Source organism: Amycolatopsis jiangsuensis, from assembly GCF_014204865.1.
GTDB classification, from domain to species: domain Bacteria; phylum Actinomycetota; class Actinomycetes; order Mycobacteriales; family Pseudonocardiaceae; genus Amycolatopsis; species Amycolatopsis jiangsuensis.
The window spans coordinates 5,464,741-5,485,430 of the sequence record NZ_JACHMG010000001.1; the positions used below are offsets into that span (position 1 = coordinate 5,464,741).

The 20,690-nt window shown below is 71.1% G+C and carries 19 protein-coding genes; 12 read left to right on the forward strand and 7 right to left on the reverse strand.

Annotated elements, in window-relative coordinates; all coding sequences use genetic code 11:
* The first annotated feature begins 41 nt into the window (after window positions 1–41).
* From BJY18_RS24725 to BJY18_RS24750, 6 genes are all read left to right on the forward strand, one after another.
* The gene (locus BJY18_RS24725; RefSeq protein WP_184782313.1) at window positions 42–875 is read left to right on the forward strand and encodes a helix-turn-helix domain-containing protein; all 834 of its coding nucleotides are present in this window, start codon (window positions 42–44) and stop codon (window positions 873–875) included.
* Window positions 872–1,696: a patatin-like phospholipase family protein gene (locus tag BJY18_RS24730; protein ID WP_184782315.1), complete on the forward strand. Its 825-nt coding sequence runs from the start codon at window positions 872–874 to the stop codon at window positions 1,694–1,696. Before BJY18_RS24725 ends, BJY18_RS24730 begins: the two co-directional genes overlap by 4 nt.
* A gap of 942 nt (window positions 1,697–2,638) precedes the next feature.
* Entirely contained in the window at window positions 2,639–3,202 is a 564-nt protein-coding gene (locus BJY18_RS24735; RefSeq protein WP_184782317.1) for an NADPH-dependent FMN reductase, read from the forward strand.
* A 290-nt stretch (window positions 3,203–3,492) separates the two neighbouring features.
* The gene (locus BJY18_RS24740; RefSeq protein ID WP_312873947.1) at window positions 3,493–4,260 is read left to right on the forward strand and encodes a DUF2334 domain-containing protein; all 768 of its coding nucleotides are present in this window, start codon (window positions 3,493–3,495) and stop codon (window positions 4,258–4,260) included.
* Window positions 4,261–4,412: 152 nt separating this feature from the next.
* On the forward strand, window positions 4,413–4,946 hold the full coding sequence (locus tag BJY18_RS24745; protein WP_184782321.1) for an RNA polymerase sigma factor: 534 nt from the start codon (window positions 4,413–4,415) through the stop codon (window positions 4,944–4,946).
* Window positions 4,943–5,203: a hypothetical protein gene (locus BJY18_RS24750; RefSeq protein ID WP_184782323.1), complete on the forward strand. Its 261-nt coding sequence runs from the start codon at window positions 4,943–4,945 to the stop codon at window positions 5,201–5,203. Before BJY18_RS24745 ends, BJY18_RS24750 begins: the two co-directional genes overlap by 4 nt.
* 2 nt (window positions 5,204–5,205) lie before the next feature.
* Here the strand turns inward: BJY18_RS24750 and BJY18_RS24755 are convergent, their stop codons facing one another.
* A complete protein-coding gene (locus BJY18_RS24755) occupies window positions 5,206–5,841 on the reverse strand; it encodes an MBL fold metallo-hydrolase (protein ID WP_184782325.1) in 636 nt (211 codons plus the stop codon).
* A 210-nt stretch (window positions 5,842–6,051) separates the two neighbouring features.
* Between BJY18_RS24755 and BJY18_RS24760 the strand changes: the two genes are divergently transcribed.
* The 3 genes from BJY18_RS24760 (at window position 6,052) to BJY18_RS24770 (ending at window position 9,613) form a co-directional block, all read left to right on the forward strand.
* On the forward strand, window positions 6,052–7,548 hold the full coding sequence (locus BJY18_RS24760) for an aldehyde dehydrogenase family protein (RefSeq protein ID WP_184782327.1): 1,497 nt from the start codon (window positions 6,052–6,054) through the stop codon (window positions 7,546–7,548).
* A gap of 11 nt (window positions 7,549–7,559) precedes the next feature.
* Window positions 7,560–8,723, forward strand: coding sequence for a lactate 2-monooxygenase (locus BJY18_RS24765; protein WP_184782328.1), 1,164 nt, complete (start codon window positions 7,560–7,562; stop codon window positions 8,721–8,723).
* 101 nt (window positions 8,724–8,824) lie between these two features.
* Window positions 8,825–9,613: an SDR family NAD(P)-dependent oxidoreductase gene (locus tag BJY18_RS24770; protein ID WP_184782331.1), complete on the forward strand. Its 789-nt coding sequence runs from the start codon at window positions 8,825–8,827 to the stop codon at window positions 9,611–9,613.
* A 47-nt stretch (window positions 9,614–9,660) separates the two neighbouring features.
* Here BJY18_RS24770 and BJY18_RS24775 read toward each other — a convergent pair whose 3' ends face one another.
* The gene (locus BJY18_RS24775) at window positions 9,661–11,250 is read right to left on the reverse strand and encodes a GMC family oxidoreductase (RefSeq protein ID WP_312873948.1); all 1,590 of its coding nucleotides are present in this window, start codon (window positions 11,248–11,250) and stop codon (window positions 9,661–9,663) included.
* A gap of 180 nt (window positions 11,251–11,430) precedes the next feature.
* On the opposite strand from BJY18_RS24775, the gene purS reads away from it, so the two are divergent.
* A complete protein-coding gene (gene purS, locus BJY18_RS24780) occupies window positions 11,431–11,670 on the forward strand; it encodes a phosphoribosylformylglycinamidine synthase subunit PurS (protein WP_184782334.1) in 240 nt (79 codons plus the stop codon).
* On the forward strand, window positions 11,667–12,344 hold the full coding sequence (gene purQ / locus BJY18_RS24785; RefSeq protein ID WP_184782337.1) for a phosphoribosylformylglycinamidine synthase subunit PurQ: 678 nt from the start codon (window positions 11,667–11,669) through the stop codon (window positions 12,342–12,344). Before purS ends, purQ begins: the two co-directional genes overlap by 4 nt.
* Window positions 12,345–12,399: 55 nt before the next feature.
* Here the strand turns inward: purQ and BJY18_RS24790 are convergent, their stop codons facing one another.
* From BJY18_RS24790 to BJY18_RS24800, 3 genes are all read right to left on the reverse strand, one after another.
* Window positions 12,400–12,810, reverse strand: coding sequence for a pyridoxamine 5'-phosphate oxidase family protein (locus BJY18_RS24790; RefSeq protein ID WP_184782338.1), 411 nt, complete (start codon window positions 12,808–12,810; stop codon window positions 12,400–12,402).
* Window positions 12,811–12,884: 74 nt separating this feature from the next.
* Entirely contained in the window at window positions 12,885–14,627 is a 1,743-nt protein-coding gene (locus BJY18_RS24795; protein WP_184782340.1) for an ABC transporter ATP-binding protein, read from the reverse strand.
* Window positions 14,624–16,258, reverse strand: a complete 1,635-nt coding sequence (locus BJY18_RS24800) for an ABC transporter ATP-binding protein (protein WP_184782341.1) — start codon at window positions 16,256–16,258, stop codon at window positions 14,624–14,626. Before BJY18_RS24800 ends, BJY18_RS24795 begins: the two co-directional genes overlap by 4 nt.
* A gap of 119 nt (window positions 16,259–16,377) precedes the next feature.
* Between BJY18_RS24800 and purL the strand changes: the two genes are divergently transcribed.
* Entirely contained in the window at window positions 16,378–18,684 is a 2,307-nt protein-coding gene (gene purL, locus BJY18_RS24805; RefSeq protein WP_376774729.1) for a phosphoribosylformylglycinamidine synthase subunit PurL, read from the forward strand.
* A 3-nt stretch (window positions 18,685–18,687) separates the two neighbouring features.
* Here purL and BJY18_RS24810 read toward each other — a convergent pair whose 3' ends face one another.
* Together BJY18_RS24810 and BJY18_RS24815 are read right to left on the reverse strand one after the other, a co-directional pair.
* The gene (locus BJY18_RS24810) at window positions 18,688–19,716 is read right to left on the reverse strand and encodes a pentapeptide repeat-containing protein (RefSeq protein ID WP_184782343.1); all 1,029 of its coding nucleotides are present in this window, start codon (window positions 19,714–19,716) and stop codon (window positions 18,688–18,690) included.
* A 3-nt stretch (window positions 19,717–19,719) separates the two neighbouring features.
* Window positions 19,720–20,628: a hypothetical protein gene (locus tag BJY18_RS24815; protein WP_184782345.1), complete on the reverse strand. Its 909-nt coding sequence runs from the start codon at window positions 20,626–20,628 to the stop codon at window positions 19,720–19,722.
* Between the last annotated feature and the right edge of the window lie 62 nt (window positions 20,629–20,690).

The following is a 20,690-nucleotide window of genomic DNA, read 5'->3' on the forward strand; positions in this document are numbered from 1 at the left end:
AAACCCCGAAAACTGTCGGCAGCCCATGACAGACTGCAACCATGTCCACACCGTACGCAACACCGCGCGCGAGGGCGTTGGGCCTGGAGCTCCGCGCGGCGCGGAACAGACGAAGACTGGGTGTGCGAGAGCTTGCCCGCCTGCTGGGGATGACGCCGGGGTTCGTGACGAACTGGGAGCGCGGACTGCGGTTGCCGAAACCGGAGGACGTGGGGGCGGTGCTCGCGCACTGCAGGGTGGTGGGTGAAGACCGCAGGCGGATAGTGGAAATGGCGCGCGGAGCGCGCGAGCAGGACTGGATAGCCACCGGCGGCGAAGAGGCGTACCGCGAGTGGGAGCGCACGGCGAGGGCAGTGTTCGCGTGGGGGCCGGAGTTGGTGCCGCCGTTGCTGCAGACGAGCGCGTACGCGGCAGCAGTGTGCCTGCAGCCGCGGGCTGTGGAGGAGCAGCGGCCCGCGTGGCGTGCGGCGCGCGGGCGGTGCGTGCTGGTGGTGGGGGAAACGGCGCTGTGCAAGCGAATCGGCAGCGCGGAGGTGATGGCGGAGCAGGTGCGTCAGCTGGCTTCGCTGGTGGATGCTGAAGAGGTCGACGTGCGGGTGGTCCCGGCGGAGCGGGAGTATCAGCCGGGCCTCGGCCGGGCGTTCACCATCTTCGACTTCGCGGGTTTGCCCTCGATCGTCCACGAGCGGTTGCTGACCGAGAGCGCGAGCAGTTCGAGCCCGGCGCGGGTGGCGCGCTACCGCGAGGCGGCGGAGACGCTGCTGGGGCTGGCGTTGCCGCCGCGGGCGGCGAACGAGCTGCTGGAGTCCGTGCTGCGGAAATTGTCGGTGCCGGATGGCAGGGTGGAGACGCGGAGAGGGGAGGGCACGACATGAGCGAGGCATTGGTACTGGGTGGCGGTGGAGTCGCCGGGATCGCGTGGACCGTCGGGTTGCTGACCGGGCTCGCGGAGGCCGGCAATGACGTGACCGGGGCGGATCTCGTCGTGGGCACGTCGGCCGGGGCGACGGTGGCCGCGCAGCTGGGCAGCGGGTTGGGGCTGGCGGGGTTGTACGCCCGGCAGGCCGAACCGGGGTTGCAGACCGAGGAGCTTCAGGCGGAGCTGGACCTGGAGAAGTTCGGGGCGCTGCTTGAGCGAAATGTCGGTGGGCCGGAGCTGAGGCGGGCGGTGGGCAGGTTCGCGCTGGAGTCGCCGACCGTACCGCAGGAGCGGCGCCGCGCGGTGATCGCCGCCCGGCTCCCTTCCCATGAGTGGCCGTCGCGGGCGTTGAAAATCGTTGCGGTGGAAGCGGAAACCGGAGAAGCCACGGTGTTCGGCAATGCGTCGGGAGTGCCGCTGGTGGACGCAGTGGCCGCGAGCGGTGCGGTGCCGGGTGTCTGGCCACCGGTCACGATAGGCGCACACCGTTACGTCGACGGCGGCGTCCGCTCCGGCGAAAACGCCGACTACGCGATAGGTTTCGACCGCGTACTGGTGATCGCCCCCATGGGCGAGACCGAGCAACCCTTCGCCGAACGACCGCTGCCCGAGGTCACCGACCAGTTACGCGCATCAGGCGCGAAGGTCGCCATCATCGGCCCGGATGCCGCGTCGTTAGAAGCCATCGGCCCCAACGTGCTCGACCCCGCCACCCGCACCCCCGCCGCCGAAGCCGGCCGCACCCAGGGCAGAAGCTGGTCGATCACCTGGAAGTGACCACCCGCCTCCCGCGCCGGGGCTGTCGCTGGGCCCTGCACCCGGCCCGCGCTCGGCCTGTTGCTGTGTGGCGCGTTCGTTTTGTTGCTGTGTGGCGGGTTCGGTCTGTTGCTGTGTCGTGGGTCTGTTTGTTGCTGTGCCGCGCGTTCGGCCCGCTGCCGCGCCCGGTTCGTTGCTGCATCCGTCCGTAGCTGCGCCGCGGGCCCAGTTTGCTGCTGTGCCCGGCCGGCTGCTGCATCTGGTCCGTTGCTGCGTCGGGGCTCGTTGCTGCGCCCCGGCCCGCCCGGTGGTGCATCCGGCCCGCTCCCCGCGCTCGGTCCCTGCCGCGCCCCGCGGGCCCGTCGTCGCGCCCCCGCCCGATCCGTTGTTTGCGCCCCGCGTCCGGTTCGTTGCTGCACTCCGGGCCCGGTCTGTTGCTGCGCCGCGGGCCCAGTCCGTTGCCACGCCCGGTCCGTTGCTGCATCCGGCCCGTGCTGCGCCGCGCGTCCGGCTCGTTGCTGCGACCCGTCCCCGCCCGGTGCTGCGTCCGGCCCGCTCCCGCGTTCTGTGCCCGGCCCGTTGCTGGGACGCTGCCCCGCCGACCACTTCGCCCGGCTGACGGCCGTCTCTCACCCGCGATAGTCCCCGACGTGCCGGCTGCCTCTGCGACGGGAGCCGTTTCCGTTGCAGTGTAACGGAATTCAGCATTCGCGGGTTTCCCGACGGGTGCTTGTTCCTCGGTAGGCCTTCCTTCACCCGTGACATCATTGTGCTCGGTCTGACGCTCGCTCCCCATCGCATAACGGTTTCGCTCAGCGCCAGTTTCCTTACCGCGCAACCATTCCGCACTGGCGACCGGGCGACTGCCCCATCGGACGTCCGCCCCGCGACACGACGGGGCGGCCAAGCGCGCGACGTTCGTCGCCAACCGTTACCGTGGCGGATGGTGGCACACTGGGGTACGTGATTCTGCTCATCAGCGGCAGCCTGCGGGCGGGTTCCGGGAACTCGGCCGTTCTCGGGACGGCCACCGAGTTCGGTGACGCGCGGATCTACGATGGCATGGACGGCCTGCCGCACTTCAATCCTGACCACGATCGTGAGCCGTTGCCTGCCGCGGTCGTCTCGTTGCGTGAGGAGATCAGGGCGGCGGACGCGGTGTTGTTCTGCACGCCGGAGTACGCCGGCGGGCTGCCCGGGGCCTTCAAGAATCTCCTGGACTGGACCATCGGCGGCGGTGAGCTGTACGGCAAACCCGTCGCATGGATCAATGCCTCGTCGGTCGCCGCGCCCACCGGGGGCGCCGACGCGCACGAGTCACTGCGCAAGGTGCTCACCTACGCCGGCACTCGCATCATCGACGAAGCCTGCGCGAGGATCCCGGTCCCGCGTGACGCTGTCGCAGACGGTCGCGTCATCGCCCCCGACCTCCGCGACCGCATTGCCGCCGTCGTACGGCGACTTGCCGAGTCCGCGACGCCCGCTTCGCGCTCAGCGAACGGTCAGCGCCCGCCGCGGCCGGAGTGAAGGTGACCGTCACCTCGCCTGGCATTACCGCCGCGGCCGGAGTGAGGGTGACCGTCACCTCGCTCGGCACTACCGCCGTGTGACCGTCAGGTCATCGGGCACTGCCGGAGTGAGGGTGACCGTCACGTCGTCGAGAACGCCCGCCGCAGCCGGAGTGACGGTGACCGTCACGTCGTCGGGCACGCCCGTCGCCACCTCGCCTGGCGCTGCCGCCGCCCCGCCGGGTAACTCTCATGCGCAGTTCACGACGTCGTCTCCTTGCCGCCACCGGGCTGCGGCGCAATGGGGGCGTGGATGCTCACCTGCTGGTTTCGCTGTCCGGAGTCACCGCACGCACGCTTCACCGGTGCGCGGATCTGGCGGCCGAACTCGATCGCCGCCGCGTTCCGCTCTCGATCCTGCACGTGGCCCGTACCGAGGACGGACCCGTCACGACTTGGGTACGCGCTCGCGCCGAGGCAGGCGATTCCGTGCTGCTGCACGGCTACGACCACCGCGTACCGCCGACGCATCGTGCCGTGCAGCTCGGCCGCAAGGCGGAGTTCGCCGCCCTGCCCGCGCACGAGGCCCGGCTGCGGCTGATCGCGGCGAAGGCGGCGCTCGACGCGACCGGCGTCAAGGCCGACGGCTTCGCCCCGCCGCGCTGGCTCGCGTCGCAGGGCACCCGCCAAGCCCTCCGTGAACACGGCTTCACCTTGTGCGCGGACCTGGTCGCCGTGCGCAATCTCGTCACCGGCGACGTCCACCGCGCACGAGTCCAGGAATTCGCCAGCCAGTCCCACCGGACCGAAACGGTGCGCTGCTTCGCCCTGGTCCTGGCCACCGCACGCGCTGCCCGCAGGGGCGGCCTGGTCCGGCTCGGCATCGACGCCGCCGACCTGGCCCGCCCGGGCCTGCGACAGGCGCTGCTGGACGCGGTCGACGTGGCGCTGGAAAACCGCGCCTTCGGCGACACGTACGGCTCGCTTCACCGCGACCACCGCGACCACCGCGACCACCGCGACCGCCCGGACCACCGGGAACGCCGCGGCTCGGTGCCGTTCCCGAGCACCAGCTGAATCCTTTCGCCGGACCACACCCTCTTGTCTGTGTGCCGACAAACCTGTCGGCAACGCTGAGCAGGAGGTCAGAATGGTTGCCGTGGGAATCGGAATCGTCGCGCTGCTGGTCTGCACGTGCGCGGTCGTGCTGCTCCGCCGGGGACGGTCCCGTGGCTGAACCGGCGTGGGCGAGCGAAACCCTGGTCGCGGCGGCAGTCGGCGGAGACGCCGAGTCGATCGCCGCGCTGGTGTCCGGTTCGTATCCGCACGTGCGCCGATTCGCGGGCGCCCTGTGCGCCACTCGGGAAGACGCCGAGGACGCCGCGCAGGAGGCACTGATCGTCCTCTACCGCAAGATCGGCACCCTGCGTGCCTCCGGCGCACTCGCGGCGTGGCTGTTCCGCATCGTCCGGAACGAATGCCTGCGCCGGATCCGCCGTCCCCTCCCGTCGGCGCCGGCCCCGGCAGTGCCGTCGGCGGAGGATGACGTGCTGCACCGGGTCGAGGCCGAACGGGTCGCGGCCGCGATCGCCGCCCTCGCCCCGGAGTACCGGCAGGTCCTGATCATGCGGGACATCCAGGGCTACCACGGTCGCACCGTCGCCGCCGTCCTCGGCCTGAGCGTCGCTGCGATGAAGTCGCGGCTGCATCGCGCCCGCACCGCCGTGCGCGACCATCTGACCTGCGGAAAGGAACAGCAATGACGACCGAACGGAACTTCGCGAGCGCCTCGGTGCCCCGTCACCTGCTCCGGGGCGCGCTGGGCTTCGGCTCGCTGATCGGCGCCTTCGCGCTGATCCCCGTCCTCGGCCCGGTCAGCCTGCTGCTGGCCCCTGCCGGCCTGATCGCCCTGCGTGGCTGCCCGATGTGCTGGGCCGTCGGGCTGGTCGCGACCGTCTCCGCCGGCCGTCTCCGCCGCGAGTGCGTCGACGGCCGGTGCGAGCTGGTCCCGGCCGACTGATCTCAGACCTTCGTCAGGGCTCCACGGTCCAGGACCTGCACCTCGGTGCCCTCCGGGGCGAGGTTCTGGAACAGCCCGTAGTGCATGGCCGGATTCGCCAGTACGGCCTCGTGCACCGGAACCGCGCGGCGGGGCGCCACCGCACGCAGGAAGTCCACGGCTTCGCCCGCCTTCAGCCACGGGGCGCCGGTGGGCAGGCCCAGTACGTCGATCTGCTGCTCCGGCACGAAGAACGAGTCGCCGGGGTGGTAGAAGGCGCCGTGGTCGAACACGTAGCCGATGTTCGGGATCTTCGGGATGTCCTGGTGGATCACGGCGTGGTCGCCGCCGACCACGTGCACCGAGGTGGAGCCGATTTCGAACGCCTCGCCGGGCCGGGCGGTCTCGTACGCGAGGCCGAGCTTCTCCACGGCCTCGGCCGAGCCGGGGTCGACGATCAGCTTGGCGTCCGGGTTCGCGGCCAGCAGGGCGGGCAGCCGTTCGGCGTCCAGATGGTCGAAGTGCTGGTGGGTGATCAGCACCGCGGACAGCTCGCGCTCCCGTTCGAAGTCGGTCGAGAACGCGCCCGGGTCGACCAGGATCCGTTCGGAGCCGGTTTCGAGTAGCACGCAAGCATGTCCGAAGTGGACGAACTGCATCGGGACATCTCCTTCTCACCTGGTCACTTCCACCCTATGCCCGCCGTGGCCGCGGCCGCCACATCCGTCGTGGTCACGGTCGGTGCCCGGTCCGGCGGGCTTGGCTTACCGGCGTGGACGATGCGATGCTGACCGGGAGCCCGCGGACAGCTGTTGGCAGCTTGCCAGCAACCTCGTAGCCTGGGGTGAACCGGAGATGGGGAGACGCCGATGACCGCCGTCCAGCCGAAGCCGACCCCGGTCGGTGAGACGTTCGACTCGCTCAGCCCGGCGACCGACGAGGTCGTCGGCACGTACCCGGTGCACACGGCCGACGACGTCCGCGCCGCCGTGCAGCGGGCGCGCAGTGCCGCGCACTGGTGGGACGGCCTCGGCTACGCCGGCCGCGCCGAGCGCTTGCAGCGCTGGAAGGGCGTGCTGACCCGGCGGCTGCCACAGCTGTGCCAGATCGTGCGCGACGAGACCGGTAAGCCGGTCGCGGACGCCCAGCTGGAGAGCGTGCTGGCGATCGAGCACATCTCATGGGCGGCCAAGCACGCGCGCAAGGTGCTGGGCAGGCAGCGTCGCTCGGCCGGTCTGCTGATGTCCAACCAGGCCGCGACCGTGGAGTACCGCCCGCTCGGCGTGGTCGGGGTGATCGGCCCGTGGAACTACCCGGTGTACACGCCGCTCGGTTCGATCACCTACGCGCTCGCCGCGGGCAACGCCGTGGTGTTCAAGCCCAGCGAGTACACCCCTGGTGTCGGCAAATGGCTGGTCGACGCGTTCGCCGAGATCGTGCCGGAAGTTCCGGTCCTGCAGCTGGTCACCGGATTCGGCGAGACCGGCGCGGCGCTCGTCGGCTCCGGCGTGGACAAGATCGCGTTCACCGGCTCCACCGCCACCGGGAAGAAGATCATGGCGGCCGCGGCGGACACGCTCACCCCGGTGGTGATCGAGGCCGGCGGCAAGGACCCGGTGCTGGTCGACGCGGACGCCGACCTCGAGGCGGCGGCGGACGCCACCGTCTGGGGCGCGTTCTCGAACTCCGGGCAGACCTGTATCGGCGTCGAGCGCGTGTACGTGCACGAGCGCGCGTACGACGAGTTCGTGGCGAAGGTCGTGGCGAAGGCGAAGGACGTGCGCGCGGGCTCCGACGAAGACGCGCAGTACGGTCCGGTCACCATGCCGTCGCAGCTCGGCGTGATCCGGCGGCACATCGCCGACGCGCTTGAGCGCGGTGGCCGCGCGCTGATCGGCGGCGTCGACAGTGTGGGCGACCGTTACGCGCAGCCGACTGTGCTGGTGGACGTTCCGGAAGACTCCGAAGCGGTCCGCGAAGAGACCTTCGGGCCGACAGTCACCATCGCGAAGGTCCGTGACATGGAGGAAGCCGTCGAGAAGGCGAACGCGACGGTGTACGGCCTCGGTTCCACGGTCTTCTCCAAGGCGCGCGGTGTCGAGCTGGCTTCGCGGTTGCGCGCGGGCATGACGTCGATCAACGCGCCGCTGTCGTTCGCCGGGATCGCTTCGCTGCCCTTCGGCGGCGTCGGTGACTCCGGGTTCGGCCGGATCCACGGTCCGGAGGGGCTGCGGGAGTTCTCCCGGTCCAAGGCGGTCGCCCGGCAGCGGTTCACCGCGCCGATCACGCTCACTTCCTTCACCCGCAAGGAATCCACTGACGCACTGGTCGCCAAGCTGATGACCGTCCTGCACGGCAAGCGCTGAGGAGAAACTCGTTGCCCAGCTTCGGCGACTACCAGAACGAGATCTACCTCGCCGGGCTGACCGGCCGGGTGCCGACCCTGCCGATGGCGTACGCGGAATTGGAAGCCCGTGCCGCGCAAGCACTTCCGCCGTCCGTACTGTCCTATGTGGCCGGCGGGGCGGGAGACGAGCACACCCAGCGGGCGAATGCCGAGGCGTTCTCCCGCTGGGGCCTGCTGCCGCGGATGTTCGTCGGGGCCAAGGAACGCGATTTGTCCGTGGACCTGTTCGGCCTGAAGCTGCCGACCCCGTTGTTCCTCGCGCCGATCGGCGTGCTCGGCATCTGCGCGCAGGACGGCCACGGGGACCTGGCCACCGCGCGGGCCGCCGCGCGCACGGGCGTGCCGATGGTCGCGTCCACGCTCAGCGTCGATCCGATGGAGCAAGTCGTTCCGGAGCTCGGCGACACCCCCGGCTTCTTCCAGCTCTACACACCCACCGACCGGGAGCTGGCCGAATCGCTGGTCAGGCGGGCGGAGGCGGCCGGCTTCCGCGGCATCGTGGTCACGCTCGACACGTGGGTCACCGGTTGGCGGCCGCGGGATCTGTCCACGGCCAACTTCCCCCAGCTGCGCGGGCACTGCCTGGCGAACTACACCAGTGACCCGGTGTTCCGGAAGCTGCTGGGCAAGGAGCCGGAGGCCGATCCGCTGGCCGTCGTCGGCACCTGGGCCTCGGTCTTCGGCAACCCGCTGACCTGGGACGACCTGCCGTGGCTGCGCTCGCTGACGAAGCTGCCGCTGCTGGTGAAGGGCATCCAGCACCCGGAGGACGCCCGGCGCGCCATCGACGGTGGCGTGGACGGCATCTACTGCTCCAACCACGGCGGCCGCCAGGCCAACGGCGGACTTCCGGCTCTGGACTGCCTCGCCGACGTGGTCGACGCGGCCGACGGCGTTCCGGTCCTGTTCGACTCCGGCGTCCGCTCGGGTGCGGACGTGATCAAGGCGCTCGCGCTCGGCGCCACCGCGGTCGGGGTCGGCCGGCCGTACGCGTGGGGCCTGTCGCTGGCCGGCGCGGACGGGGTGGTGCACGTGCTGCGCAGCATCCTCGCCGAGGCCGATCTGATCATGGGTGTGGACGGCTATCCGACGTTGGCCGAGCTGACCAGGGAAACTCTTCGCCGGGTGCACTGACCGCGGGACAGCCTGGTCCCGGCAGTCCCAGGAGGGTGACGGCACTGGCTGCCGCTGCGTCCTGCTCTCAGGATGGACCCGAACAGAGGGAAGGACAACGCATGAGCAAGCTCGCACTCGTCACCGGGGCCACCTCCGGCATCGGCAGGGCCTACGCCGAACGCCTCGCCGCGGACGGCTACGACCTGATCCTCGTCGGCCGCCGGACGGAACGGCTGGCGGAGTTCGCCGCGAACCACCCCGGCGTACGGACCGTCGCCGCGGACCTGTCGACCGCCGAGGGCGTCGACACGGTCGCCGGGATCTGCGCGGACGAGCCGCTGGACCTGCTCGTCAACAACGCCGGGGTCTCGCACTACATGGCGCTGGCCGAACTGCCGGCGGACAAGGCCCACGAGGTCGTCCAGGTCAAGGTCGTCGCCGCCACCATGCTCGCTCGCGCCGCGGTCGCGGGCATGCAGGCACGCGGCAGCGGTTCGATCGTGAACGTGTCCGGCATGTTCGCCTTCAGCGGCCCGGCCCCGGCGTCCGTGCAGCCCCGGCGCGCTGTCTACGCCGGAACGCTGGCGTACCTGGTGACGATGTCGCAGGCGTTGAGCGTGGAATTGGAGGGCACCGGTGTCGGCGTCCAGGTCGTGTGCCCGGGTGTCGTGGCCACCGAGTTCCACGAACGGCAGGGTCTCGACCTGAGCGCGGTGCCCCGGATGAGCGCCGCCGACGTCGTCACCGCGAGCCTGCGTGGCCTGGAACTGGGCGAGGTCGTCTGCGCCCCCGGCGTGGAGGACACCGGCCTGCTGGACGCGGTCTTCCACGCCGACCTCGCCGCGCTGGGCGGGCAGGGCACGGAGCTCGCCTCCCGTTACCGGTCCACGGCGGATCGGCGGGCCTAGGCAACGGTGCCAAGGGCGACCGGACGGCGCCGCTTTCGAACCAGGCGCTAGCCGGCCACGCCGAGTCCGCGGATCAGGTCGGCCGCCTTCTCCGCGACCATGATCGTCGGCGCGTTGGTGTTGCCGCGGGGCACGACCGGCATCACCGACGCGTCCACGACCCGCAGGCCGTCGATCCCACGCACCTTCAGCTCGGGGTCCACCACAGCCTGGTCGCCCGAGCCCATCGCGCACGTGCCGACCGGGTGGTACAGGGTCTGGGTGTTCTCGCGGATGTGCTCGGTCAGCGCCTCGTCGGAAAGCTCGTGCGACGCGGGCAGGTGCGGCCGGTCGAGGAACCGCGCCAGCGGACCGGAGCGGCCGATGTCGATCAGCGACCGCAGTGCCGAGCGCATCGTCTCCATGTCGATCGGCTCGGAGTAGTAGGCCGGGTCGATCTCGGGTTTCCACAACGGGTTCGCCGACTTCAGCCGGAGCCGGCCGCGGCTGGCCACGTCGACCAGGGTGGCCGCGGAGGTGAAACCGGACACGGCCGGCTCGCGCAGTCCGTTGTCGTAGAACAGCGTGGGTGCCACGTGCACCTGCATGTCCGGCGCGGCGAGCCCGTCGCGGGTCGGGAAGAAGGCGCCGGCCTCGCCGACGTTCGAGGCGAGCGGGCCGCGGCGGGTCAGCTGGTAGCGGACCAGCCCGGCCGGGGTCGCCGCGTCCACCAGGTCGGTGGTGCCCTTGGTGGACCAGATGATCGGCGCCGCCGGGTGGTCGTGCAGGTTCTCGCCGACGCCGGGCAGCCCGGCGACCACGTCGATGCCCAGCTCCCGCAGGTGCTCGGCCGGGCCGACGCCGGAGAGCATCAGCAGCTGGGGTGAGTTCACCGCGCCGCCGCAGAGCAGCACCTCCCGCGTCGCCCGGACGGTGGCCGGCATGCCTTTGTCCAGATAGGACACTCCGCTCGCGCGGGCGCCCTCGAACAGGATCCGCGTCGTCTGCGCGTGCGTGCGCACGGTGAGGTTGGGCCGCGACAGCGCGGGGCGCAGGTAGGCGTCCGCGGTGGACCAGCGTCGGCCGCGTTTGCAGGTGACCTGGTACTGGCCCGCGCCCTCCTGGCTCTCGCCGTTGAAGTCGTCGGTGCGCTTGAGGCCCCAGGCGACCGCGCTGTCGACCCAGGCGCTGGACAGCTCGTGGGTGAACCGCCGGTCCTCGACGTGCAGTGGCCCGTCCGTACCGTGCAGCGGGCCGCCGAAGCGCTGGTTGGCCTCCGCGCGGGTGAAGTAGGGCAGCACGTCGTCCCAGCCCCAGCCGGTGGCGCCGTGCGAGTCGCGCCAGCCGTCGTAGTCGGCGCGGTTGCCGCGGATGTAGATCATCGCGTTGATCGACGAGCAGCCGCCCAGCACCTTGCCCCGCGGCCAGTACGCGGACTTGCCGGTGTGCTTCTGCTCGACGGTCTCGTAGTTCCAGTCCCAGCGGGTCTTGAACAGCGACGCGAACGCGGCCGGGATGTGGATCTCGTCCGCGGTGTCCTCGCCACCCGCTTCGAGCAGCAGCACCCGCGCGGCCGGGTCCTCACTCAGCCTCGCCGCGAGCACGCACCCCGCGCTCCCGGCCCCGACGATGACGTAGTCGAAGGACTGCTCGGCCACGGTGCCTCCAGCTGTCGTGTTGACGTGCTGCCAATGACGCATTCTGCCGCAGCACGCGGGGTGGCGAAAGCATCCCGCGGACCGGGCCGCCGGGCCAGTCCGCGTGGTCAAGTACCCTGGATGCCGTAGTAGTGCCCCCGCGACCTGCGTGAACCCTGCGTGAACAAGGAGCAGCCTGCCGTGGCTCGAGTCGTCGTCGATGTCATGCCCAAACCCGAGATCCTCGACCCGCAGGGGCAGGCGGTGGCGCGTGCGCTGCCGCGGCTCGGCTTCAGCGGGGTCGGCGAGGTGCGCCAGGGGCGGCACTTCGAACTCGACGTCGACGACACCGTCGACGACGAGACGCTCGCCAAGATCGCCGAGGGCTTCCTCGCCAACCCGGTGATCGAGCAGTGGACGATCCGGCGGGTGGACGCGTGAGCGCGCGGATCGGGGTCATCACCTTCCCCGGCACGCTCGACGACGGCGACGCGGCCCGCGCGGTCCGCTACGCCGACGCCGAGGCGGTCTCGCTCTGGCACGCCGACGAGGACCTGCACGGCGTGGACGCGGTGGTCGTGCCGGGCGGCTTCTCCTACGGCGACTACCTGCGGGCCGGCGTGATCGCCCGCTACGCGCCGGTGATGACGTCGGTGATCGAGGCCGCGCACAAGGGCATGCCGGTGCTGGGCATCTGCAACGGCTTCCAGATCTTGTGTGAGGCCGGTCTGCTGCCCGGCGCGATGATCCGCAACGAGGGCCTGCACTTCGTGTGCCGCGACCAGTGGCTGCGCGTCGAGAACCACCGCACCGCCTGGACCACCCGCTACGAGCAGGGCGCGGAAATTCTCGTCCCGCTCAAGAACAACGACGGCTGCTACGTGGCCGATCAGTCCACTGTGGACATGCTCGAGGCGGAGGGTCGCGTGGTGTTCCGCTACGTGGGCGGCAACCCGAACGGCTCGCGCGCCGACATCGCCGGCATCACCAGCGAAAACGGCCGGGTGGTCGGCCTGATGCCGCACCCGGAGCACGCGATCGACGCGCTCACCGGCCCTTCCGACGACGGACTCGGCCTGTTCTACAGCGCGGTCGACGCACTGGTGAAGGCCTGAGGCGAAGGTTGGGCTCCGGACCCGCGCGGAGCGGCGGAGCCCAGCAGGCCCGCTGTCAGAGGTTGCCGGAAAGCCACTTCTCCGGCCGCACCCGGATCAGCACGGAGTCCTCGCTCACCGAGCCGGCGACGAAAGCCCGCGCTTCGGCGTCCGGCAGATAGCGGGCGGCGATCCGCAGCGCCTGTTCGTCGGTCAGCGACTCGAGACCGGCGACCGGGCCGGACACCGTGACGTACCGGTAGGGCGGCGTCTCCCGCTGCACCGCGAGGCTGAGCTGCCCGGCGGCCTCGAGCGCGCGGTACTTCACGGTGCTGCGCCGGGTCGAGATCAGGACCTCCCCGCCCGGCGAGTAGTCGTACCAGACCGGTACGGCCAGCGGCGCCGCACCTTCGCGGCTCACCGCCAGCATCCCTACCCGCTCCTCGGCGAGGAACTTCTCCCGCTCGTCCACCGTCATGACTGCCATTCGGCGTTACCTCCGACCAGAGATCCACTTGTGTCGGAGGCAACACCGGTGTGGTGGGCGGCATTCCCGGCGAGTCAGGTCGCCGCTTCCACCAAGCGGGCGTACGGGCCCCGCGCGGCCAGCAACTGCTCGTGCGAACCCAGCTCGGTGATCCGGCCGCCTTCCACCACCGCGACCCGGTCGGCCGCGGCCGCGGTGTGCAGACGGTGCGCGATCGCGATCACCGTACGACCTTCCAGCACCGCGGTCAGGGAACGCTCCAGATCGCGGGCCGAGCCGGTGTCCAGCAGCGACGTCGCCTCGTCCAGTACGAGGGTGTGCGGGTCGGCCAGCACGACCCGGGCCAGCGCCAGCTGCTGGGCGAGCGCGGCCGGCACCGCGTACGCCCCGGAACCGAGCCGGGTGTCCAGCCCGTCCGGCAGACCGGCCGCCCACCCCTCGGCACCCACCGACGCCAGCGCCGCCAGCAGTTCCTCGTCGGTCCAGTCGCCGGTACCGCGGCGGGCGGGCAGCGAGAGGTTTTCCCGCAAGGTGCCGGAGAACGTGTGGTGCTCCTGGGTGAGCAGCAGCACCTCGCCCCGCAGCACGTCGTCCGCCAGCGACGACACCTCGGTGCCGCCGACCCGGATCGACCCCGACGTCGGCGCCGAGATCCCGGCCAGCAACCGGCCGAGGGTCGACTTGCCGGCACCGGACGGGCCGACGATCGCCAGCCGTTCACCCCGCGGCACCCGCAGGTCGATGCCGTGCAGCACCTCCCGGTCGGCCGTGTAGCCGAACCGCACGTCGCGCACCTCGATGTCGCGTCCCCGCGGCACCTCGGTCACCTTCACCGCGGTTTCCGTCGGATGCACGCCGAGGATCCGGCGCGCGGCGGCGGTCGCCACCTGCAGGTCTTCCAGCCAGAACAGCGCTTCGTTCAGCGGCGCGGTCATGGCCTGCGCGTACGCGAGCATCGTGGTGATGGTGCCGAGCCCCGCCCAGCCCTGGGTGTAGGCCAGTACGCCGAGCAGCAGCAGCGCCGCGATCGGCAGCACGTAACTGATCTCCAGCGACGGCAGCCAGCGCAGCTGCAGCGCCCGCATCCGGCGTTCACCGAGAATCGCCTGGTCGAGCGTGTCCCGGCCGGTGCGGATGCGGCGTTCGGTGAGCCCGAGCGCCTCGACCGTCCGGGCGCCTTCGACCGTCTCGTGCGTGCTCGACTGCACATCACCCCAGCGGTCCAGCATCCAGGCCATCCGGCTGGGGATCCGCCGCTGATACCAGATGTTCACCGGCACCAGCAGTGGCAGCGCGACCAGCAACGCGAGCGCCAGCAGCGGTGACGTCACGATCATCGCGATCGCGGTCAGGACTACGGTGACCGCGGCGATCAGGATTTCCGGCGCCGCGAAGCGCACCGCGTGGTCGAGCCGGCTGAGGTCGGTGGTCGCCCGGCTCAGCAGGTCGCCGGTACCGGCCGCCTCGACCGTGCCCAGCGGCAGGTCCAGCGCGTTCGTCACGAGCTTTTCCCGGGTCTGCGCCAGCACCCGCTCACCGAACACCCGGCCGCGGAACCGGGCCGCCTTCTTCGCCCACGCCTGCAGCACCAGCACCACGACGAACGCGGCGGCCAGCAGGTCGACGCGCGTGGTGCTGCTGCCCTCGACCACCCCGTCCACGAGCCGGCCGAGCAACTGCGGTCCGGCCAGCCCGATCAGGGTGGCCAGGCAGAACAGCCCGAGCATCACGGAGGCCTCGCGGCGATGCTCGGCCGCGGTGCGCACCGCCCAGCGCCGCACCTCGTGCCTCGACGCGAGCGGCAGCCGCGTGGTCATACCGTCACCGCCTTCCCGTGCACCACTTCGTCCGCCACATTCCTCCACAGTGGACTCTGGCTGAACACCACTGTGGTCTGTCCGCGGCGCAATCGCGCCACTCGCTCGGTGATCCGTGCCTCGGTGTGCGCGTCGACCGCCGAGGTCGGCTCGTCGAGCAACAGCACGTCGGCGTCGATCGCGAGGGCCCGCGCCAGGCTCAGCCGCTGGCGCTGACCGCCGGAGACCTCACGACCGCGTTCGCCGATCAGCTCGTCCACGCCCCTGGGCAGGGCCTCGACGATGTCCTCGGCGTCCGACGCGTGCAGCGCCGCGAAGATGTCCACCTCGCTCGGCGCCGGTGGGGTCAGCTGCTCCCGCAGCACCCCGGAGAACCAGAGGTCCTGGTTGTGCGCGTACACGACGCGGGCCCGCAGCTCGGCCAGCGCCACTCGGTCCGTCGGCACCTCGCCGACCAGCACCTGCTCGCCCTCGGCCGGATCGGTGAACCGGGCCATCCGCTCGGCGATCGCCTGCGCTTCGGCACCGAGGTCGACCACCGTCAGCCTGCCGGGTGCGATCCGGATGCCGCTGCTCGTGTCCACCAGCTCCAGCGGCCCGTCCGGCAGCGGCAGCGGCTCGGCCGGATCCGTGAGGTCGGGGCGCAGCGCAAGCAGCCCGCACACCTTCCTCGCCGAGACCGTGCCGGAGCTCCACGCGCTGACCGCCTCGGTCGCGGTGCTCACCGGCACCACGAGGAACGCGGAGATCCCGTAGAACGCGACCAGTTCGCCGACGCCGATCGTGCCGTCGAGGGCGAGCCGCGCGCCGAGCCAGGTGATCGCCACCGTGACCAGGCCCGGCAGCACGATCTCCGCTGCGGCGAGCCAGGCCTCGCTGCGTCCGACCTCGACGCCCGACCGCCGCACCGTCTGGCTGGCCTCGTGGAACCGGCGCAGGAACCGCCGCTCGCCGCCGACGCCACGCAGGATCCGCAGGCCGGACACGATGTCCGCGCCCAGCGAGTTGACCTCGCTCAGGTTCTCCCGCTGGACGCCCTTGCGCTTCTGCAGCGGCGCCAGCAGCGGGCCGATCCCGACCACCGCGAGTGGCACGCCGACCAGCGCGACCACGCCGAGCAGCGGCGACGTGCCGAGCATCGCCACGCCGATCACCGCGAACGCCACGATCGAGCCCACCGTGCGGCCGACCACCTCGCAGGCGTTGCCGATCCAGTTCATGTCCGAGGAGGTGACTGCCACGACGTTGCCGGTGGTCGTCGCCTCGCGCAGCTTCGCGCCGAGCCGGGTGGTGTGTTCGGTGACCGTGCGCTGCGTGGTGCCCGCGCCGTGCAGCCACATCCCGTACGAGGTGAAGTGCAGCCAGGTACCGAAGCCCGCCTGCACCAGCCCGAGCCCGCCCGCGACGAGCGCCCAGCGCCAGAGCACGCCGGTGTCGTGGGCCGCGATCGCGTCGACTCCGCGGCCGATCACCAGCGGCAGCAGCGCGGTCGGCAGCGACCAGAGGGCACCGGTGACCGACGCGGTGAGCACGAGCCACGGCCGCGAGCGCAGCAGCGCCACCAGGTAGCGGCCGGCCGTCGGGCGGGCCGGCAGCCGGAGATCGGGGAAGCGATACGTGGCGGAGAGCACGATCACCGACAGTAAGCCGCTCAGCACCTCGCGCGCGACTGATTTACGGTCTCGCGACTGCCTGCGCCGGTCCCCACCGGCTTCACCAGCCACGAGGTCCTGCCCGTATCCTGGCGGCCGTGGCGAACCCTGACGCGGACACCGTGACCAGCACTGTCGATACCACCGGACAGGCAGCGGCGACCCCCCAGCTCACCCAGCCCTACGTCGAACTCGGGCTCGCGGACGACGAGTACGCCCGGATCCGGGAGATCCTCGGCCGCCGTCCCACCGACGCCGAGCTGGCGATGTACTCGGTGATGTGGAGTGAGCACTGCTCGTACAAGTCGTCGAAGAAGCACCTGCGCTACTTCGGCGAGACGGCCACCGACGAGATGAAGGCGAAGATGCTCGCCGGCATCGGCGAGAACGCCGGGGTGGTCGACATCGGCGACGGCTGGGCGGTCACCTTCAAGGTGGAAAGCCACAACCATCCGTCCTATGTGGAGCCTTACCAGGGCGCGGCGACCGGGGTCGGCGGGATCGTGCGCGACATCATGGCGATGGGCGCCCGTCCGCTCGCCGTGCAGGACGCGCTGCGCTTCGGCCCGGCGGACGCGCCGGACACCAAGCGGGTGCTGCCCGGCGTGGTCGCGGGGGTCGGCGGCTACGGCAACTGCCTCGGCCTGCCGAACGTCGGCGGTGAGCTGGTGTTCGACCCGTCGTACGCGGGAAACCCGCTGGTCAACGCGTTGTGTGTGGGGGCGATGCGGACCGAGGACCTGCACCTGGCGTTCGCCTCGGGGGCGGGCAACAAGATCATCCTGTTCGGCGCGCGGACCGGTCTCGACGGGATCGGCGGAGTTTCGGTGCTGGCCAGCGACACGTTCTCCGGCGAGGAATCGGCCACCGGGCGCAGGAAGCTGCCGAGCGTGCAGGTGGGCGATCCGTTCACCGAGAAGGTGCTCATCGAGTGCTGCCTCGACCTGTTCCGGGAGAACCTGGTCGTCGGCATCCAGGACCTCGGCGGTGCCGGGCTGTCGTGTGCCACCTCGGAGCTGGCCGCGGCCGGCGACGGTGGAATGCACGTCTACCTCGACCGTGTTCCGCTGCGCGCCACCGGGATGACCCCGGCCGAGGTGCTCTCCAGCGAATCGCAGGAGCGGATGTGCGCGGTGGTCGCCCCGGAGAACGTCGAGGCGTTCCTGGCGGTGTGCCGCAAATGGGACGTGCTCGCCACCGACATCGGTGAGGTGACCGACGGCGAGCACCTGGTGATCACCTGGCACGACGAGGTCGTGGTCGACGTCCCGGCGCACACCGTCGCGCACCAGGGCCCGGTGTACGACCGTCCGGTCGCGCGGCCCGCCTTCCAGGACGCGCTGGTCGCCGACACGTCCGCGGATCTGCCGCGGCCGTCCACCGCCGACGGACTGCGTGCGGACTTCCTCAAGCTGATCGCGGCGCCGAACCAGGCGTCGAAGGAATGGGTCACCTCGCAGTACGACCGGTACGTGCGCGGCAATTCGGTGCTGTCACAGCCGTCCGACTCGGGCATGATCCGGATCGACGAGGAGAGCAACCGCGGCGTGTCGGTGGCCACCGACTGCAACGCGAAGTTCGTTTACCTCGATCCGTACCGCGGCGCGCAGCTGGCGCTCGCCGAGGCCTACCGCAACGTCGCCACCGGCGGCGCGACACCGGTCGCGGTGTCCGACTGCCTCAACTTCGGCGCGCCGACCGACCCCGGCGTGATGTGGCAGTTCGAACAGGCCGTGCACGGTCTCGCGGACGGCTGCGTCGAGCTGGGCATCCCGGTCACCGGCGGCAACGTGAGCTTCTTCAACCAGACCGGCGACACGGCCATCCTGCCCACCCCGGTGGTCGCCGTACTGGGCGTGATCGACGACGTGCGCCGCCGGATCCCGACCGGAATCGGCGCGGAGGCCGGGGAAACCCTGCTGTTGCTGGGCGAGACCCACGACGAGCTGGACGGCTCGGCCTGGGCCCGCGAGCTGCACGGGCACCTCGGCGGCGTGCCCCCGCGGGTGGACCTGGCGAGGGAGAAGCTGCTGGGCGAAATCCTGGTGGCGGGCTCGCGCGACGGGATGATCTCCGCCGCGCACGACCTCGCCGACGGTGGCCTCGCCCAGGCCCTCACCGAGACCGTCCTGATCGGACAGTGTGGTGCCCGGGTGTTCCTGGACCGTGATCAGGACCCGTTCGTGCAGCTGTTCTCGGAGTCGGCCGGCCGGGTGCTGGTGGCGGTCCCGCGGACCGAGGAGCTGCGGTTCACCGAGATGTGCACCGCCCGCGGTCTGCCGTGGCGCAAGACCGGAGTGGTGGACCCGGAATCCGGCACCCTCGAGCTGCAGGGGCTGACCGAGTTCAGCCTGGACGAACTCCGCGCGGCCTGGGAAAGCACGCTCCCGGCCCTGTTCGACTGACCGTCAGCCGCGCGCCTCGATGCGCGCGGTTCCCTCCTGCTCCGGGTCGACGTGCAGCTGCCAGCTTTCCGGCAGCTGCACGTTGACGCCGTCGGTCCGGACGGTGGTGTCTTCCAGCTGCACCCGAGTCGGCATCCGGGCGAATCGGAGGTCGGCCTCGCCTCGGAAGGACGCCTGGCAGAGGTCGAGTTCGCCTTCGAACACCGCGTCGGTGAACCACACGCCTGCACCGAACTTGGTGGAGTGGAAAACGGCCTGATCGGCGAAGGTGGCTAGCTTGAAGCTTGCCTGCCCGTTGAAGGACATGCCGAAGAAGACCGCACTGCTCTGGAACCGGGTCCCGCGGCAGGTGAAGTAGCAGTCGTCCGTGGTCAGAGCTTGGCTGAAGGCAGCAACCTCGGCGATGACGCAGTCGCCGATGACCACGGCCTCGTGCAGGCGCGCGTTGTCGAGCCGGAGATTGCCGACTCGGCGCTTGTTCAGGAAGAAGGACTCCAGGAACGCATCCCGGAGATCCAGCCGGTAGGACGCGGAGGCCGCTTCGGAAGCGTCGGGAAGCAGGTCTCCGATCAGCCGTTGCGCGGTGAGCCGCACCTGGCGTTCCCGCTTGTGGTCCGGATCCTCGCCCTCGGGATCGAATGGGCGGCGCAGGTAGGCGCACAGCACGTCGAGCACCGTCTGCGTGTACCCCGGACGGCTGCGGGCGAGCCCGGCCAGCGCGTGCATCGCGCCGACGCGCACCTGGTCGGCCTCGTGCCCGAGCAGCTCCACAGCCCTGGCGAACCGTTCGTCGGAAATCCGTTCGCGGTCCAGTTCGTGGCGCTGTTGCTCGACTTCCTGCCGGGCTTCCTCGACCTTGCGGCGGCGGTCGTTGAGCCACAACGCGTACAGCGCGACCACCGCGCCGGCGGCCAGGCCGCCGGTCTTGAGTGCGTCGGCGCGGCTGGTCGCGGGGTCGGTCAGCAACCAGCCGCCGACCCCGCACAACAGCACGACGGACGCGGCGAACGTCCAGACCAGCGGGGACCGCACCGGTCAGAAGGCCAGTACCAGGAAGAACCCGACGCACCAGTTGCCGCCGGTTTCGGTGGCGATCACCGAGCCGTTGGCGTCCTTGCCCGAGAGGGTGCCCTCGAGGTCGGCGGTGACCGTGGAACTGCCGTCGTAGCTGGAGACCTTCAGCTGCGGGTCGCCGCCGGTGGCTTCGTCGATGCTGTCCTTCGAGAACGATTCGGTGCCCTGGCAGGTCATCGCGGTGGCGCCGGCGGCGTCCTTGGCGTTGATCTTCGCGACGAAGTCGTCGACCAGCGCTTTCGCCTCGGCGGGAGCGGTGCCGCCGGTACCGGGCTCGGTGCTCTCCTCGCTCTCTTCCGTCGACGGCGACGATTCGATGGTCGGCTCTTCTTCCTCCTGCGAGGAGGTCGGCGCGGGCGGCGGCGCCTGCGTCTGCGCGGTGTTGGTGCCGCCGTCGTCCTTGCTCAGGAAGAACCCGGGCGCGACGAAGCCGGTGATGCCCACCGCGACCACCACGACGACCGCGATCGCGATACCGATCCACAGCCCGGTCTTGTTGCCTTTCGGCGGCTGCGGGCCACCGGGCCCGTACTGCTGGTTCGGGTCCCAGCCCTGCTGTGGGAACTGCTGGGTGCCCGGGTACTGCTGCCCGTACGGCTGGCCGTACTGCTGCGTGCCCGGATACTGCTGCGCGTTCGGGTCCCATCCCGGCGGTTGCTGCGCGTTGGGATCCCACCCGGGCTGCTGCGGCTGCTGCGCGTTCGGATCCCAGCCAGGCTGCTGCGGCGGCTGCGCGTTCGGGTCCCACCCGGGCTGCTGTTGCTGCGCGTTGGGATCCCAGCCCGGCTGCTGGGGCACGCCGCCGGACCCGGGCTGCCAGCCCTGTCCGTAGGGGTCCCCGCCCGGCCCGGGCTGCGGTGGGTAGGTCATCTCCGGTTCCGCCTTCCTGCTGCACCGATTCGCGCCGCGGTGTGACGGCCCGCCGGCGCCGG